The 16,211-nt window shown below is 37.2% G+C and carries 14 protein-coding genes; 3 read left to right on the forward strand and 11 right to left on the reverse strand.

Going from position 1 to position 16,211, the window contains the following annotated elements; all coding sequences use genetic code 11:
- Position 1 precedes the first annotated feature (1 nt).
- The 7 genes from OQZ33_RS13420 to spt are packed head-to-tail and all read right to left on the reverse strand — an operon-like array spanning position 2 to position 8,028.
- Positions 2-2,542, reverse strand: a complete 2,541-nt coding sequence (locus OQZ33_RS13420) for a DUF5686 and carboxypeptidase-like regulatory domain-containing protein (RefSeq protein WP_265799532.1) — start codon at positions 2,540-2,542, stop codon at positions 2-4.
- Complete coding sequence (locus tag OQZ33_RS13425) at positions 2,539-2,916, reverse strand: GtrA family protein (protein ID WP_265799533.1); 378 nt, start codon at positions 2,914-2,916, stop codon at positions 2,539-2,541. Before OQZ33_RS13425 ends, OQZ33_RS13420 begins: the two co-directional genes overlap by 4 nt.
- A 2-nt stretch (positions 2,917-2,918) precedes the next feature.
- On the reverse strand, positions 2,919-3,374 hold the full coding sequence (locus OQZ33_RS13430) for a phosphatidylglycerophosphatase A (protein ID WP_265799534.1): 456 nt from the start codon (positions 3,372-3,374) through the stop codon (positions 2,919-2,921).
- A complete protein-coding gene (locus OQZ33_RS13435; RefSeq protein ID WP_265799535.1) occupies positions 3,374-4,699 on the reverse strand; it encodes an inositol-3-phosphate synthase in 1,326 nt (441 codons plus the stop codon). The genes OQZ33_RS13430 and OQZ33_RS13435 overlap by 1 nt, the downstream gene beginning before the upstream one ends.
- Positions 4,700-4,718: 19 nt before the next feature.
- Positions 4,719-5,708: an NAD-dependent epimerase/dehydratase family protein gene (locus OQZ33_RS13440; protein WP_265799536.1), complete on the reverse strand. Its 990-nt coding sequence runs from the start codon at positions 5,706-5,708 to the stop codon at positions 4,719-4,721.
- Complete coding sequence (locus tag OQZ33_RS13445; RefSeq protein WP_265799537.1) at positions 5,705-6,826, reverse strand: hypothetical protein; 1,122 nt, start codon at positions 6,824-6,826, stop codon at positions 5,705-5,707. The genes OQZ33_RS13440 and OQZ33_RS13445 overlap by 4 nt, the downstream gene beginning before the upstream one ends.
- Positions 6,823-8,028, reverse strand: coding sequence for a serine palmitoyltransferase (gene spt / locus OQZ33_RS13450; protein ID WP_265799538.1), 1,206 nt, complete (start codon positions 8,026-8,028; stop codon positions 6,823-6,825). The genes OQZ33_RS13445 and spt overlap by 4 nt, the downstream gene beginning before the upstream one ends.
- A gap of 523 nt (positions 8,029-8,551) precedes the next feature.
- On the opposite strand from spt, the gene OQZ33_RS13455 reads away from it, so the two are divergent.
- Positions 8,552-9,451 carry a helix-turn-helix domain-containing protein gene (locus tag OQZ33_RS13455; RefSeq protein ID WP_265799539.1) on the forward strand — a complete coding sequence of 300 codons (900 nt, stop codon included), beginning with the start codon at positions 8,552-8,554 and terminating at the stop codon, positions 9,449-9,451.
- A 728-nt stretch (positions 9,452-10,179) separates the two neighbouring features.
- On the opposite strand, the gene OQZ33_RS13460 is transcribed toward OQZ33_RS13455, so the two are convergent.
- The 4 genes from OQZ33_RS13460 to OQZ33_RS13475 all read right to left on the reverse strand — a co-directional run bounded on the left by OQZ33_RS13460 (position 10,180) and on the right by OQZ33_RS13475 (position 13,468).
- A complete protein-coding gene (locus OQZ33_RS13460; protein ID WP_265799540.1) occupies positions 10,180-10,791 on the reverse strand; it encodes a TetR/AcrR family transcriptional regulator in 612 nt (203 codons plus the stop codon).
- A 237-nt stretch (positions 10,792-11,028) separates the two neighbouring features.
- Positions 11,029-11,607, reverse strand: coding sequence for a TetR/AcrR family transcriptional regulator (locus OQZ33_RS13465; protein WP_265799541.1), 579 nt, complete (start codon positions 11,605-11,607; stop codon positions 11,029-11,031).
- A gap of 3 nt (positions 11,608-11,610) precedes the next feature.
- A complete protein-coding gene (locus OQZ33_RS13470) occupies positions 11,611-12,369 on the reverse strand; it encodes a LytR/AlgR family response regulator transcription factor (protein WP_265799542.1) in 759 nt (252 codons plus the stop codon).
- 1 nt (position 12,370) lies between these two features.
- Positions 12,371-13,468, reverse strand: a complete 1,098-nt coding sequence (locus OQZ33_RS13475) for a sensor histidine kinase (protein ID WP_265799543.1) — start codon at positions 13,466-13,468, stop codon at positions 12,371-12,373.
- Between the two features lie 302 nt (positions 13,469-13,770).
- On the opposite strand from OQZ33_RS13475, the gene OQZ33_RS13480 reads away from it, so the two are divergent.
- A complete protein-coding gene (locus tag OQZ33_RS13480; protein WP_265799544.1) occupies positions 13,771-15,066 on the forward strand; it encodes a TolC family protein in 1,296 nt (431 codons plus the stop codon).
- Between the two features lie 4 nt (positions 15,067-15,070).
- Positions 15,071-16,189 (forward strand): efflux RND transporter periplasmic adaptor subunit, encoded by a 1,119-nt coding sequence (locus OQZ33_RS13485; RefSeq protein WP_265799545.1) that lies wholly within the window; start codon positions 15,071-15,073, stop codon positions 16,187-16,189.
- Positions 16,190-16,211: the final 22 nt, after the last annotated feature.

The raw sequence follows: 16,211 nt of genomic DNA on the forward strand, positions 1-16,211 counted from the left end.
TTTAAAAATCAAATTTGACTCTCGCCCTTATCCCCCACTTAGAAACTTCTGGATGGTCGAGATAAGTAAAACGCCGCACCAGATCTACCCGCAACAATTTGAAGATATTTCCGATGCCGACACTTCCTTCGATATAGGGATCGTTAGCTAAGGAATAAGTTCTTTGTAAACCATTATCAAACCTGGGCAGTTGATAGATCCCGTTGCCGGTAGCGGGGTTGTTTTCATCCCTTAAACCACCATAAAGCGCTTTAACAGAAAACACTTCCCTGAGCTTCAATTTTTTAATTAAGGGGAGTTTATTAAAAAAGAATCCATTGAAATTATGATCGATATTGATGCTTACGTAATGATCACTTACAAATTCCAGAAAGTTCATCAGGTTATAAGAATTGAGTTGGTAAGCATAGGTTTGATTAGCCCTATGTATAGCCAATAGCGGAAATGGCACCTTGCCGGCTATATAACTCCCCTCAAAAGTAACATCACTGTAACCCAATTGGGAAAGATAAAAACGCTTATCAACAGTTCCGGTTAGGTTGTGATAATTATATTCTCCTCCCACTAATCCTTTAATTCCTGCGGTGTAACGCAAGTTAAAAATTGGATAACGGTCAGGGATTGGTGACCTGTAAATTTTTCCCTGAATAAATTTTTCATTTGGTGCATAACGCAAGGCCAGAGAAAGTTCACTTGTGGTTAACCGGTCAATAAAGCCAGCACCATTGGCCTGATAAGTCAATCCCCCAGCCGGGGTTTGGCTCCATTTTTTAAAGCCAAGCGCATAAGAGAAATGATTTTCATATTCGTGCACATAATCCAGCCTGTAAAAATCATTGTATAGCAGCATATCGTTCACGCCGCGTTTAAAAGATAGCAAAAAGTTATCTTCCTGCACAAACTGAAGCTCCTGCCCCGGGATTTTCGTATCCCGCTGGAAGCTAGCCCTAACATAGTTTTGCGGAAACTGGTATATGGATTTATTGTTTAGCGAATATGTTCCTGAAAGAAAAAATTTCCATTTTTCATCCTTGAAACCATAAGCCGCATAGTTTTCAAAATAAAAACGCTTGCTTAGTTCGGGCGTTGTCCGCCCGCCAAAACGCAAGCGGAAACCCTCCACATTGTTAAAACTGTAGAAAGTATTTATGGGGCCGATTTCGTAAGGGCCAAGGTTACCGTATCCTGCAAAAAGTAAGGTTGCAATTTTTATTGTTCGCTGGAAAGAAGGTATTTTCTGCAGGGTATCGATGTTACGATAAATTTTTGCCTGTTCTTTTGATAAAGGGTCCAACCGGTTTGTTTCCCAGTACGTGTCATCCCTTGTTGATGCGCCTGCAAGGGCAACGATGCTCTTCCCCTGAAAAACGGTATCAGCCAGTTTAACATTGTACTGGTAATTTTGATAAGTAGAAGAACGTTCACCGGTAAAGCCCATGCCTTTAGTTTTACCCAAACCGAAATCTGCAATCAATTTACTCTTAGTTAAACTGTATTTACCTGAACTATTGTGTTCAAAATCCAGATCGATCTTTAATGCCCTCACAAAATTCAGGTTGATATTTTTATTTACACCCATAGTTACACCTGTAACCGCATAGTGCCCATCGTTGCTTACATACATCTTACCTTCAAAAAGCATATCAGTAGTGTTTCTGGGCGTAAATGAAAGTTCGATTACCTGTTGACTTCCTGTTTTAATGGTATCGGTTATAAAAAATTTGTAAAAGGTTGGCGCAGCGTTTGCAATTGGACTTAAGAACTCGTTGCTGATTACGGAGATATTGTTTTTGTAAATATCAATATCCTGGTACATCCGCTCGAAGTAAACCTTCATTCCATTATTATCAATGAGCTGCTGATCGAAATTCACCTGTTTTTCACCAATGATGATTGATTTATTCCGGGTAGGATCACTGGCAAAGTATTTATCGGTTAGTTTTTCCTGGATGTAAATGGGAAGCAGATTCTTCCCGCCGATTAATGTGGAATCCTGCTGCTGAAAAAGGAACTGATAATTCCTGAATATTTTTCTGTTTTTAAACTTCTCCGAAACATTACTCATTGAAAACAGCATTTTATCATACTGACGAAAAGATGCAGTATTGAAATTTGAAATTTTGTTTTCATCCCTATGGGCAATTACCTGGCGGATCAATTCTACCGCAGGATTGTCTTTATTGCGATACCTGGTTTTTTTACCTCCTACGATGACCACCTCATCCAGCAATTTTGAATCCGGAACCATTGCCACATTTAATTCCTGAGTTACCTGCGGAAGAAGGTTTTTTGCAATAGCGAGATAACCTACGTAGTTAAAAGTTAATCCTGTTTGTGCATCTGGTGAACTGAGCGAGAATTGTCCATTCAGATCGGTTTGCGTTCCTATGGTAGTTCCTTTAAAAAAGACAGAAACGTAAGGAAGTGTTTCTTTGGTAACAGCATCGCGGACGGTTCCACTAACCACTGTTTTTTGCGCATCAGCATTTATACTGTTTATTAACAGAAAGAATAATATAAAAAATGAATAATTGATTTTCATTTCGCGAGGAAGATAAATTGCTTTTGCATGTAGTAATTGTAGCTCAATCCCATCACTGTGGAAACTGCTATTTTAGAGCCCAAATAATTGAGATTAAAAAAATGAGTCAGTAGATAGACCAATACGGTTACCAGCAATAAATTACCTGACCAAACTAAAACATACCTGATTACCTGCGGATAAACTTTTTTTAAAGTAGCTTTAAATACCCAGTTGCGATTGATGTAAAAATTTACAAATCCACCTGAAACGGTACCGATGATACTTCCGGTTACGAACCACCACCCCAAAAAACTTACAGCTAAAGCAGTAATTAAAAAATCGGTAGCAGAAGCAATAAGTGATGAAGCCTGTGCTTTAAAAAACCTTAACATATTTAAAAAAATCCGAGCAAAATGATGAGCTGCAATACCACATTTGCATAAATTCCGGCCAGCAAATCATCAGCCATGACACCCCATCCACCAGGCAATGCTTCCAAACGCCGTATATACAGGGGCTTTACAATATCAAAAAACCTGAAAAATATCAATGCCATGAGGTAATACTCCCATTTTAAAGGAATAAGCAACAAGGCAATACCCATTCCTGCCACTTCATCAATCACCACCCTTTGATGATCTTTACCCCAAACAGATTCCACTTCATCTCCGGAAATCACTCCGATGATCAAGATCAATATGGTTGACAAAAATGGCCATAGATAAGGATTGGAATATTCGGTTTGCGAAAACCACCAAATGATGCAGGTAACCGCCGCAGCGAGCGTACCTGCACCCTTGCCTACATAGCCAATGCCAAAGAAAGTAGATATGAATTTGTGAAAAAACACTATGCCGTTTCTACAACTTCTTCCTCATAATCCTGCCCTAAATGGGTAATCAACTCTTCTCCCATAATGAAACGCAGGGTATTTTGAAGCTTAATCAACTGCTTGAAAATATCATTTTCTGCAGGTACACCTGGGATGGTTTGTGGCGATTTTAAGTAGAATGAAAGCCACTCCTGGATGCCAGACATATTCGCCCGTTTAGCCAAATCCATAAACAAAGCCAGATCCAATACAATTGGGGCTGCCAGGATTGAATCTCGGCATAGGAAGTTAATTTTAATTTGCATTTTATAACCCAACCATCCGAAAATGTCGATATTATCCCAGCTTTCTTTATTATCACCATGTGGCGGATAGTAATTAATCCTAATTTTATGGTACATATCCCCATATAAATCCGGATTTAATTCTGGTTTGAAAATATCTTCCAGTACACCTAGTTTTGAAACCTCTTTTGTTTTAAAGTTATCCGGATCATCCAGTACCAAACCATCGCGGTTACCTAAAATATTATCAGAAAACCAGCCTGTTACACCCAGTGAGCGGGCAGCCAAGCCAGGTGCTAAAATCGTTTTCATCAATGTCTGACCAGTTTTAAAATCTTTGCCGGCAATTGGTGTATTGGTTTCTTTGGCCAGTTCAATTAATGCCGGAATGTCAATGGTTAAATTTGGTGCCCCATTAGCGAAAGGAATCCCGAGTTTCAGCGCTGCATAAGCGTAAATCATACTCGGAGCAATCAGCGGATCATTATCTTTCAAACCCTGCTCAAAAGCAGCCAATGAATCGTGTACTGCTGATGGTTCAAAGTAAATTTCAGTAGAACCACACCAAACCAATACAATACGATCGCAGTTGTTATCGGCTTTAAAATTTTTGATATCATCCATTACGGCCAATGCCAGATCGTAACGGTTATCAATATCCTTTACAAATTTTCCATCAAGGTTTTTAACATAATTGCGATCGAACGCTGCCCGCATCGGATTGATTGCCTGAAGCTCCTCCTTCACATCACGCAATAGGTTAGCATCAAGAACACGGGCGTTCATAGCCGCTTCATAAACATTATCCTCATAAACGTCCCATCCACCAAACACTAAATCTTCCAGGGCGGCCAATGGCACGAAATCCTTAATTTTAGGTTCGTTCTTTTCAGTGCGTTTGCCGATACGGATCGTACCCATCTGGGTAAGTGAGCCAATTGGTTTTGATAGTCCTTTTTTAACTGCTGCTACTCCCGAAATCATTGTGGTAGCTACAGCACCCAAACCTGGCATTAAAATACCAAGCTTTCCATTTGCTGATTTTACTTGTTCTCTCATTTTTATTTTTTCTAAAATCTTATAACCAATTATTTTTTTTGTACCATTTTATTGTTTCTTCTAAACCCTGCTGTAGCTGGTACTTCGGACTAAAACCAAGATCTTTTTTAATGTTTTCAATGTCGCAGGTCCAGTTCATCCCGGTGAGTTCCCTTACCTTATCAATATTGAGCGTTGGCATCTTGCCTGTAAATTTGTATGCTTTTTCCAGCGACCAGGCCAATCCAGTTAGGATGGGTAATGGTACTTTTACTTTAAAAGTTCTTTTTTGCATGATCAATCTGGCCCTTTCTGAGAATGATGATCTTTCATAACTATTCCCATCTGAGACATTATAGGTTTTGTTATTCAGATCAGATTTCAATGAACTGATCATGATTTCGGCCAGATCTTTCACATAAATAAAGCTCAGTTTCTGATCCTTATCTCCGATAGCGACATCAAAACCCCTGTTAAGGACTTTAAGCACCATCAAGAGGTCACGTTCCCGAGGTCCGTATACCGCCGTTGGACGGAAAACTAAAAGGGGAAGATTTGGAATGCTTCTCAAATAAGTCTCAGCCAAAGCTTTACTTTTACCATAATAAGTCAATGGGTTTGATTCACCATGATCGCTCAATAATGCACCTGTTTTTTTTAATGGTCCCAGTGCTGCAAGACTGCTTACAAAAATGAATTTTTCCACTTTATGCAATGCATTCGATACTGCGATGGCCAGGTGCCTGGTGTAGGATGCGTTGTACTTATTATATTCATCCAGGCTTCCTGCCTTGGTTACCGCCGCCGCGTGGATTACATAGTCATATTTATTTTCATCGATATTTTGAGCTAAGGCGTAAATGGATTCGAAATCGAGTTCTACAAAGTGAATCTTAAAACCTTGCAGATGTTTAGTTTTACTGGATTTGCGAATGTTAGCAAACACTTGCAGATTATTTGCAAGTGCTGCCTCTACTAAATGAAAGCCAACAAATCCGGTAGCCCCGGTAATCAAAACCCGCTTTTTCATAGCTCTTTTTCTAAAATCCGGTATTTTCGGTAAAGTTTCCCACCGATATCTTCAATGGGTCTGTTGACCATATCATTATGATCAAGTGTCCAGCTCGCTTCTGCATACTTCATCTTTTTCTCCTGAAAGCGTTTGATAATTCCCCCATAAAGGCAGGCTTCGATACCCATTTTCCTATAGCCGTCCACTACCCCTAAAAGCATAATTCTGATGCCGTCAATCTTGCCCTTTCCAGTCAATAACTTAATCAGACCCGTAGGAAACAACCTTCCCCTTTTTATTTTGATCAGTATTTGATTGATATCCGGAATGGCTAAAGCGAAGCCCACTATCTTTCCATGCTGCTCTGCCATAATACAAAACTTAGGATCCAAGATCAGTTTCAAATCATTGGCGGTGTACTCAAATTCTTCATCCGTCATGGGTACGAAACCCATGTTTTTATCCCACGCTTTGTTGTACACTTCCCGCAAGGCATCACGTTCCCGGGCGAAGTTTTTCATATTGATTGTCCGGATGGTAATATCATTTCTTAACAGCCTTTCCTTAATTCGGTCAACCAACTGCAGCGACCGGTCACTATAATCTCCAGCGGTATAGCGGTAGGCACGCAAATCGACATTTTTGATAAAACCCAAGGCCTCCAGCAGGGTCAGGTAGTAAGGTGGATTGTAGGGCATCATGGCTACCGGAGGACCGTCAAAACCTTCGATCAATAGGCCACAAACTTCATTGGTAGAAAAATTTACAGGTCCGAGTACTTTTCTTATTTGCCTATCTTTTAGCCAATGATGCACGGCATCCATTAATTCCCTCGCCGCTGAAAGATCATTGATACAATCAAAGAAACCAAAGAAACCATCTTTGGCGCCATATACCTGATTGTGATGGAAATTTTCTATTGCAGCAATGCGGCCAATAAGCTCATTATCATCAAAAAGTAAAAACAAGGCAATGGTCGAATGTTTAAAAAAAGGATGCTTTCCGGGCGTTAATAAATCCCGTTGAGCGATAAAAAGTTCAGGAACGTAGTTTGGATCACCTTTATGTAAACCATGAGGAAAATCAATGAAAGCCTGAAGGTCTTTTTTACAAGCAACTTCTCTGATTATCCTCATAACCGAATATTTAAAAGATTGACATTAACTTCTTCAAATGCAGCTTTGAGCTCTTCCACAGCGCGTTCTATTTGTTCAAAACTGTGCGTGGCCATGAGCGAAAAGCGAATAAGAGATGAATCAGATGGAACAGCTGGAGATACGACAGGATTAACAAAAACCCCGTTTTCCTGAAGAATCTTAGTAATCATAAAAGTCGCGGTATTGTCCCTGATGTACACCGGTATAATTGGGCTATTGCTATGCCCGATGTCAAATCCCGCTTCGGTAAGGAGTTCTTTGGCATAAGTGGTATTTGCCCAAAGTTTATCTATGCGCTCGGGCTCTCTTTCAATGATGTCAAGCGCTGCAATCACACTGGCCACAGCAGATGGAGGCATACTGGCACTAAACATCAGCGATCTTGCCCGATGTTTGATGAATTCAATGGTATCTGTGTTTCCTGCAATAAAACCACCCAGGGAAGCCAATGATTTGCTAAAAGTCCCCATAATCAGGTCTATATCATTGGTTAGATTGAAATGTGATGCTGTGCCTGCGCCATTCAACCCAATTACGCCAAGGCTGTGAGCATCATCCATCATGATATTTGCGCCGAACTCATTAGCAATCTCAACCATCTCGGGAAGGTTGACCAAATCCCCTTCCATACTGAAGATCCCGTCTGATACAATAAGTTTTGCAGCTTCTGTTGGCAAACGGCTAAGTTTGCTGCGCAAATCATTCATGTCATTGTGCGCATATTTGATGGTTCGGGAGAACGACAACCGACTTCCGTCAATGATGGAAGCGTGGTCATATTCATCGAGTATCAGGTAATCATTTCTATCAAGCAGACAGGAAATTACACCCAGGTTAACCTGAAAACCAGTGCTAAAAAGCACTGCAGCTTCCTTTCCCACGTACCTTGCGAGCCGCTGTTCAAGTTCCAAATGAATGTCCAGCGAACCATTTAAGAATCTGGAACCCGCACAACCAGTTCCATATTTGTCAATTGCATTCTTAGAGGCTAATTTTATTTCTGGATGGTTAGTCAGTCCCAGATACGAGTTGGAGCCAAACATTAAGACTTTTTTATCATTTATTATTACCTCGGTATCCTGAGCAGAAGCTATAGACCTGAAATAAGGATATAATCCTTTCTGTTGAATAAGTTTCGCATCCTGAAAAGAAGCAATTCTGTCCTGTAATTTTTTACGCATATACATGCAATTATTCTGTCTTTTTCGAAGTTTTGATCGCCCATCGCTGTTTTCGGAAACCGCTTTTCATCTTCTTGAGGTGCTAAACGGGATTTACTTTTACGTGAGGATTTATTAATGCAATTTTAACCCAGATTTAATCTTAAAAAAAGGTTGAAATGTGGGATATGCAGGTCAGTAAGGAGGGTGGGGCAAATATGACATTTCGATGAATTGACCATTCGACTATCTGACTTTTTAAATAGAAAAGTAAATACATGAGATACTCAACAAATGAATAGAAACCTAAATACTTAAGTTTATAAGTATTTTATTTTCAGTTATTTATATTAAATATTAAGTTTAAAAAAATCAATCATATCTTTTTTTTTCAATCAACATAAAGTAAAATTTGCAAATCATAAGTAAATAATATTCCTTTAAACATAAATTTGCTGAAGGGTAAAACAAACGAATTATCGCTTTACTTATTTAAAAATTTAAACTATTTAAATAACTGAGAAAGGATACTATAGAATTATTTATGGAACAAATTTATCTTGACAAAAAACCAACGCCTCACATTGACAAGGGGAGTTCACTGAAAGCTGAACTGATGGTTTCGATTTATGATAGTAATGAGTCAAGTTATTGCCCTAAGTCAGCGTTCAGATCTACAGGTTATGGTATATTAATGATTACAAAAGGAAGTTTAGAGATTAGAATTGATTTTGTATCCTATACTTTCAGTTATCGAGATATATTATGCTTATTGCCCGATCATATTTATGAAATTCCCAACGAACCAAACGCATCAGTTATTTACACTTACTTTAATGAAGAATATTTGTCTGCGAAAGGTGTGTTTTTCAATAGAGCCGAAACTTATAGAATAGCTCATGAAGATAAAGAGTTACTTAAATTTTCATTATCTAAATCAGAATACGACCGTCTGTACGCAGACATGAAGTCACTTCAGGACAAGCTTACCATTCCAAAACATACACGCTATATTGATGACATCATCCATAATAGGTTCTTATCGATATTATACGATATTTTTCTGCTCAATGAAAAGCAGAAAAAACTAGATACATCAAATGTTAACAGTAAAATTGAACTAACAAACCGCTTTTTGTCCCTTGTATCGGAACGCTTCAAAACAGAGAAAAGAGTATTATATTATGCGAAATGTTTGAAGATAACACCGAGGCACCTTTCTCAGGTCGTTAAGCAAGTCACAGGTCGATCCGCTGGTGAATTTATCGATGATTATGTAATAAAAGAGGCAAAGTTATTATTATCATTACGCATCATGAATATTTCTGAGATTGCAGAAAAATTGAGCTTTAGTAATCCTTCATTTTTTGGAAAATATTTCAAAAAGCATACTGGTATTTCCCCGTTATTGTTTAAAAAAGATAACAAGATAATGGTTGAGTAGATGATCTCATGATTAGATTTTCGTGACAAATCATCTTATATTATCATGTGGTAGCTTATTAACACTGCATTACCAATTTATTTATGCAAGAATTGAAGTTAATTAGTAAAATTTAAACGTCGTTAATAGCCATGTTGCTGTAGATTAAGACTTTCGCGTAAAAAAATTCCATGTAGAAGGCATAATTCCTACTGAGCACTATGATATTTACAGAAACAAGACTCTTTATAGATCCTTCCTGTGGGTTAAATCAACGAATTCACCCACCTTACTCCTAAAACTTTTGACTAAATTCCCGCCTGCAAGTGCATGGTGATAGTGCATTTTATTTTAGGATTAATTTACGAAAAGAAGTTTCTTTATTTTAGGTCAAACAATGTACTATAAAAACTAATTAAGCAAATAGATGATGTTGGGACATCGCTATATTGTGGGTACTTTCTAATTCAATTAAAATTTATAATACTATTATTTTTTACTTACCCTACTTTTAGTTAGTCCAGTCTTACTTATGAGTTTTATCAACTGAATGACAAGTTGACTGCACATCTTTTAATAACTAGCACCACAAAATAAATAAAGTGTAACTATAAAATGAAGGTCATAATTTAATCTATTATGAGTTTCTAAAATTTGGTACAATATTAAACAGCCTACTGAAAGTCAAGGCTTATCTTGAAAGAGTGTAATTTTGCAATTGGTTGACTCGATGATGTCTCTAAAATTATTTACAGACATAGGTGTGCTGTTATGACATTTTCTAATGTTGATTTCAAGCGTTTTTTCATACATGCGTTATAATTTTCTGCTATCCCCCCTCCCAGTAGAAAACAGCTTAACAAGTAATCCTTATTAATTAATACATGATTTATGGTGCCTGATATTATTGCAATCAACATATTAATATCTGAATTTCGCTTAAAGTATCCTTCTAATTGTCCCTGAATTATAATTTTTTCCATAAAATTATAATTGTTAAGTTTAAGGGTATTAAAGCTTTCGATGAGTAATTTCTCTTTACCAACTGACTGGAGCTGATTTAATAGCATATAAAAATATGGCTGCTGGAAAGCTTTGTCAACAAAACGCGCTAATACCTCATAAAGACATTTGAGTGGGTTATTAATTTTCAATGATTGATGGTCAATCAATTGTTCGAGTTTTGTTGTGCGATAGTTAATTATAGCTTCGACTAAACTCTCTTTTGATCCAAAATAATACCCAATCATTGCAGAGCTTTTTGATATACGGCTTGTAATCTGTCTAATTGTCGTTTCAGCGTATCCGTGTTCAGCAAATAGCTTTTCGGCAGCTTCCATTATTTCTACTTTTTTATCCATGTTATCATAAATTAAATTTTACACAACCACATGGCTGCAGCTTTTATGTGCTCTGACTTTGTTCCAATCATTAGAAGATCTCAACACATCTTAACCTTCAAAATTCTTTCTGTAAAAAATAATCTTTCGGTGGTGCCATATTTTGAAGCGTCCAAAGTAATATGAATAAAAATCAATCTTCCCGCTGGTGAATTTTGTAAGAAATGGAATAAAAAAGATTTTTATCACACTGGATTTTTAGAAAGATTTAAACAAAAACTGCTGACTCAAATTGAGTTGTTCGTCGAGCATTTGATTTAAGCTTTCCTTTGTTCTTGGGCCTTTTCTGCCTAAAATAAACTGGCCAAAATTATCATCAATTGCATCTAGAAAACCAAAAATTGTATAACGTGCATTTAAACCAATTTTATCGCCTTCATCAATCACTAATGCGCTGTAAATTTCGAGTATCCTTCTTTTATTTGAAAGATAGTTTGCATAAACACAATCGTAATAACCCTGTCTGATAAGGTAGGGAATAGACAAATAAAGATTGAAATGTTTTTTAATATCTGTACACTTCTCATTTACTAACGCAATAATGCTCTTTTTTATATTGTCGGCGTTTAAAGTATTGACGACAATCTTTTTATAAGACTCATCAACAATTTGGCAGACAACAGCAGAAGTTAATTCTCCTTTATCCTTAAAATAATAGTATATAGAGGGTGTGCTTGAATTTATGGCTTTGGCGACATCATTTAGTGTTGTTTTCTCAATTCCATAATAATTAAATAACCTTGAAGCGGTATTAATAATATCATCTCTTTTAGCCATAGTTTATCGATCAAGCCATTTTTTAAAATATACAGATTTATCTTTACTTACGATGAGTTCCAACGATGGATGCCGGCTGAGAATGACTTTCAGTTTTCCATTAAAGTAATTGTGTATATCTCGGATACTCGTCAGGGATATAATATGTTGTCGATTGGCACGGAAGAAAAGCATCGGGTCAAGCTGTTCTTCAATCTCTTCCATAGTGAAACTTACAGGATGCACCGAATTATCTCGTAAAACAAGATATGTTATCTTGAATTCTGAATAGACATATTCAACATCTTCCACTCGAATTGACTTATATTGGTCTGCTATTTGAATAAGGAACCGCGATCTGAATACCTGTTCTTTACCCTTTAAAACATTTACGAGATCCTGGATGACAACTTCTTGTATCATCGTTGACCTTATTTCACAGAACTTTGAGAGTGAAGCCTCAAGTTCGGTTTTATGAATTGGTTTTAATAAATAATCGATACTGTTAACTTTGAAAGCACGTATGGCATATTCATCGTACGCTGTTGTAAATATCACTGGACATTTAAGACTATACTCTGAAAAAATTTCAAAAGAAAGCCCATCAGATAACCTGATGTCCATAAGTACTAAATCAGGTTGTTCACTGCTTAAAAACCAATTTATGCTTTCTCTTACCCCTTCAAGAATCGCAACGACCTGAATGTTTTTATCAATATCCTGAAGTAACTGTTTCAGCCTATTTGCATTGTGTTTTTCATCTTCTATGATTACAATTTTCATGCTAGGTTCGGGTTAATTCCATCAGTGGAAGTTTTACTATAAAAAGCTCCCTACATTCCATGATTTCAGGCACTTTGTCAGTTAATAATTTATACCTCTCTTGTATGTTTTTGTGTCCGGTATTGGTAGAGGGCATTTTAAAATTCAGCTTCTGAAGAGAGTTTAATACCATTAAATTACCAGCGTCATCTTCATTGATATCAATAAATAAAGGTTTATCAGCCGATGCAATATTGTGTTTTATCGCGTTTTCGATAAGTAGTTGTAGTGTTAGTGGTGGCATTGCTTTCTTTAGTGTTTCAGCACTAAGGTTGTTTTCCATTACAATATGATTCCCAAGTCTTATTTTCATCAGATAAAAATACGCTTTTGCAAAATCAAGCTCCTCTTTAACCGAAATGAGGTCTTTTTTTACATTTAAGATCATGTATCGATATACCCATGATAAGTTTTCAAGGAAATGTTGGGCAAGTTTCTCATCTTCTGAAATCAACGCAGAAAGTGTGCTGAAATTATTGAACATAAAATGTGGGTCGAGCTGCATCTTAAGCGAGTGAAGCTCTGCCTCCAATGCTGTTTGCCGCAATTCTGCTGATTTAAGTAATAGTTTTGAAGATTCTTCCTTTGCACTCTTCCATTGTTGCAAGAAATAATTTCCTGTATGGATGAGACTTACCATTACCGACAAAAGTACATTAATGACAAACAATTGCCTTAAAGCTAATGGCTTTATATCGCTAATCTTAAAATTAGCACTAAAAAGGTAAATGGCGATGTATACATAGAAAAAAGCAAATATTAATGTCGCTGCAATCTGTATACTGAATTGTATACTGAAGCGTCCGATTGGAAACTCGTACCATGGAATTTTTTTATCCAGAACTCTGGCTAAAAAAAGACAAATTTCAGAGATCACTATACAAAAGAAAACCACATAGAAAAGCTCCAAGATGATCTCCTCACTTGGGCGCTTAAAAAAATCAGACCAGACTCTGGTAGGATCAATCAAAAATGCCAAAAGATAAAATCCCGTGAATATGACTGGAATGATCGCAAACCGAAAATACTTATAGGATAGCTTTGGCTCTTTCTTTATCATGCAGTGGCGTTACTTTGAAGTACAAGATTGGTTTAAATTTACAAAATTTCATTTTTTTTTTACCTGGATGGAAAAATAAACCTCTGAAACGGATATTTAACGCACTGAACTTTGAATTTTATTTCTAAGTAATCAATTCACTGCATGCTGTTCGGTAAGGGTTTTGAATGGTTCAGCAACCAAATGACAGGCTTCAGTCAACTTTGAAGTTGATGGCATGATTACGGAAGTAAATTTGCGTAAAGAATTATTAGATCATGAACCTTTACAAACCCTTATTGATAACTGCATTATGCATCTCCATGATAACTGCAGGACGGGTAAATGCACAAACTGATAGTGTTCTTCGCAATGCAAAGCTAGAAGATGTTATCAATTATGCACTTAAAAACAAGCCCGGTGTTAAACAATCTTACCTCGACCAGGAAGTTGGCGAGCGGGATATTAAATCAGCGCTTTCGGCCTGGTTACCTCAAATCAATGCAGATGGATCTTTCAACCACAACATTAAACAACAGCTAAACGCGCTCACGGTTGATGGACAAACATCGTACATCGTATTTGGAACAAAAAATACATCCTCGCTTATCCTGCAGGCTGATCAGCAATTTTTAAACGCCGGATTGATCCAGGCTTCAAAGAGTGCCCGTTATTATCGTCAGCAATATAGGCAGAACACAGAAAATGTACAAATCAATACTATTGTTGATGTAAGTAAGGCATTTTATGATATCCTTACTAGTCAGGAGCAATTAAAAATTATTGAAGAGAATATTGCCCGCATTAATAAGCAATTGAAAGATGCCAAAAGCCAATATGAGGCGGGACTTGTCGACAAAACCGACTATCAGCGGGCGCAAATAAGCCTAAGCAATTCATCAGCTGATAAAAAACGTACATCAGAACTATTGAAATCCAAATATGCCTATTTAAAGGCACTAATGGGTTACAGCGCTGAAAAAGAACTTACCTTGAGTTTCGATAATCAATCGATGGAGTCTGGAATACTGATTGATACTGTTCAAACGCTAGATTACCAAAAAAGAGTGGAATATCGATTATTACAAACTCAAAGGTCCCTACAATCTGTCAATACAAGCTATAACAAACTGGCTTATTTACCAAAACTATCAGGTTTTATTAATTATAGTTTTAATTATTTAGGAAATGATGTTTCTGAAATGTTCAAGATGAATTTGCCTGGATCGATCGTAGGATTAAGGTTGAACATTCCAATTTTTCAGGGAACTAAGAGAATTCAGGAAATTAGGAAAGCCCAACTTCTGGAGAAACGCACAGATCTAGATCTTCAGGAGAGTAAAAACCAAATTAACAGCCAATATGAGCGGGCAATGGCTACTTATAAAGCTGGCTTAAATGATTGGAAAACGGCAAGAAGTAATGTCGATGTTTCCAAACAGGTTTATGGCACAATAAAGCTTCAATATGATGAGGGAATTAAAAGTTACCTCGATTTAATGACTGCAGAAACAGATTTAAAAACCTCACAAATCAACTATTTAAACGCATTATACGGTGTACTTTCAGCCAAGCTGGATGTACAACAAGCATTAGGAACAATTAGCACTACACCATAATAAAATGAAATCAAATTTTAACTCAACTGCTTCCCTACTTATTGGAATTGCTTTGTTATCAGCATGTGGAAATAATAAGGAACAAGCTCCGGCAGCACCTGCAGCTGTACCGGTTACCACTTATAAAGTAGAATCTGAAGATGTAACCATAACTGAATCTTATCCGGGCGTGGTGGTACCATTAAATGAAGTGGAACTCAGAGCTCAGGTTAATGGCTATTTAACTGCAATATTTGTTAAAGATGGACAAAAGGTGAGTAAAGGCCAGAAATTATATGAAATTGACCGCACCAATTACGTAGCAGCTTATAATGCTGCAAAAGCCGATCTTCAGGTAGCGAAAGCCAACTATAATAAATACAAAAAAGATGCAGAGCGCTATACCAACCTGGCCAAACAAGAAGCTGTGGCTAAACAACGTGTAGATTATGCGATTACGGATCTTGAGAATGCATCCTCGCAGGTTGCTGTTGCTCAAGCTTCTTTATCGACTGCGGAAGCAAATTTAAAAAGGTCTGTGATCGTTTCTCCATTAAACGGAACCATTGGCATCTCGCAAGTGAGGTTAGGCGCATTGGTATCTCAGGGATCTACCTTGTTAAATACAGTGTCAGCTAATGACCCAATTGCGGTTGACATTGCGATAAACCAGCAGGATATTCCACGTTTTTTAAGTTTGAAAAATAATACAAACAGTGTTAAGGATTCAGTTTTCAGCATCGAACTTACAGACAAATCTACATATAAGATGAATGGAAGTATCATTGCTGTAGATAGAGCTGTAGATCCAGGGTCGGGTACCATTAAAGTCCGTATCAGTTATCCTAATGCTGGTGGTAAACTATTAAGCGGCATGACATGTAATGTTAAGGTTCTGAATAAATCACCAGAGAAACAGCTAGTTATTCCATACAAAGCCATCACCGAGCAACTGGGTGAAAACTTGGTTTATGTATTGGGCGATAGCAGTAAGGTACAGCAAAGATTGGTTAAGCTAGGCAATACTTTTAGCGATAAAATTGTAATCCTTAAAGGTTTGAATTCCGGAGAAACTATCATAACAGATGGACTCCAAAACCTAAGGCCAGGAACTGTTGTAAAAGCACAACAGGCTAAACAGTAAGATTTATTATTTCATTAGCAAC

Origin of the sequence: Pedobacter sp. MC2016-05, assembly GCF_026239735.1 — a bacterium.
Taxonomy (GTDB): domain Bacteria; phylum Bacteroidota; class Bacteroidia; order Sphingobacteriales; family Sphingobacteriaceae; genus Pedobacter.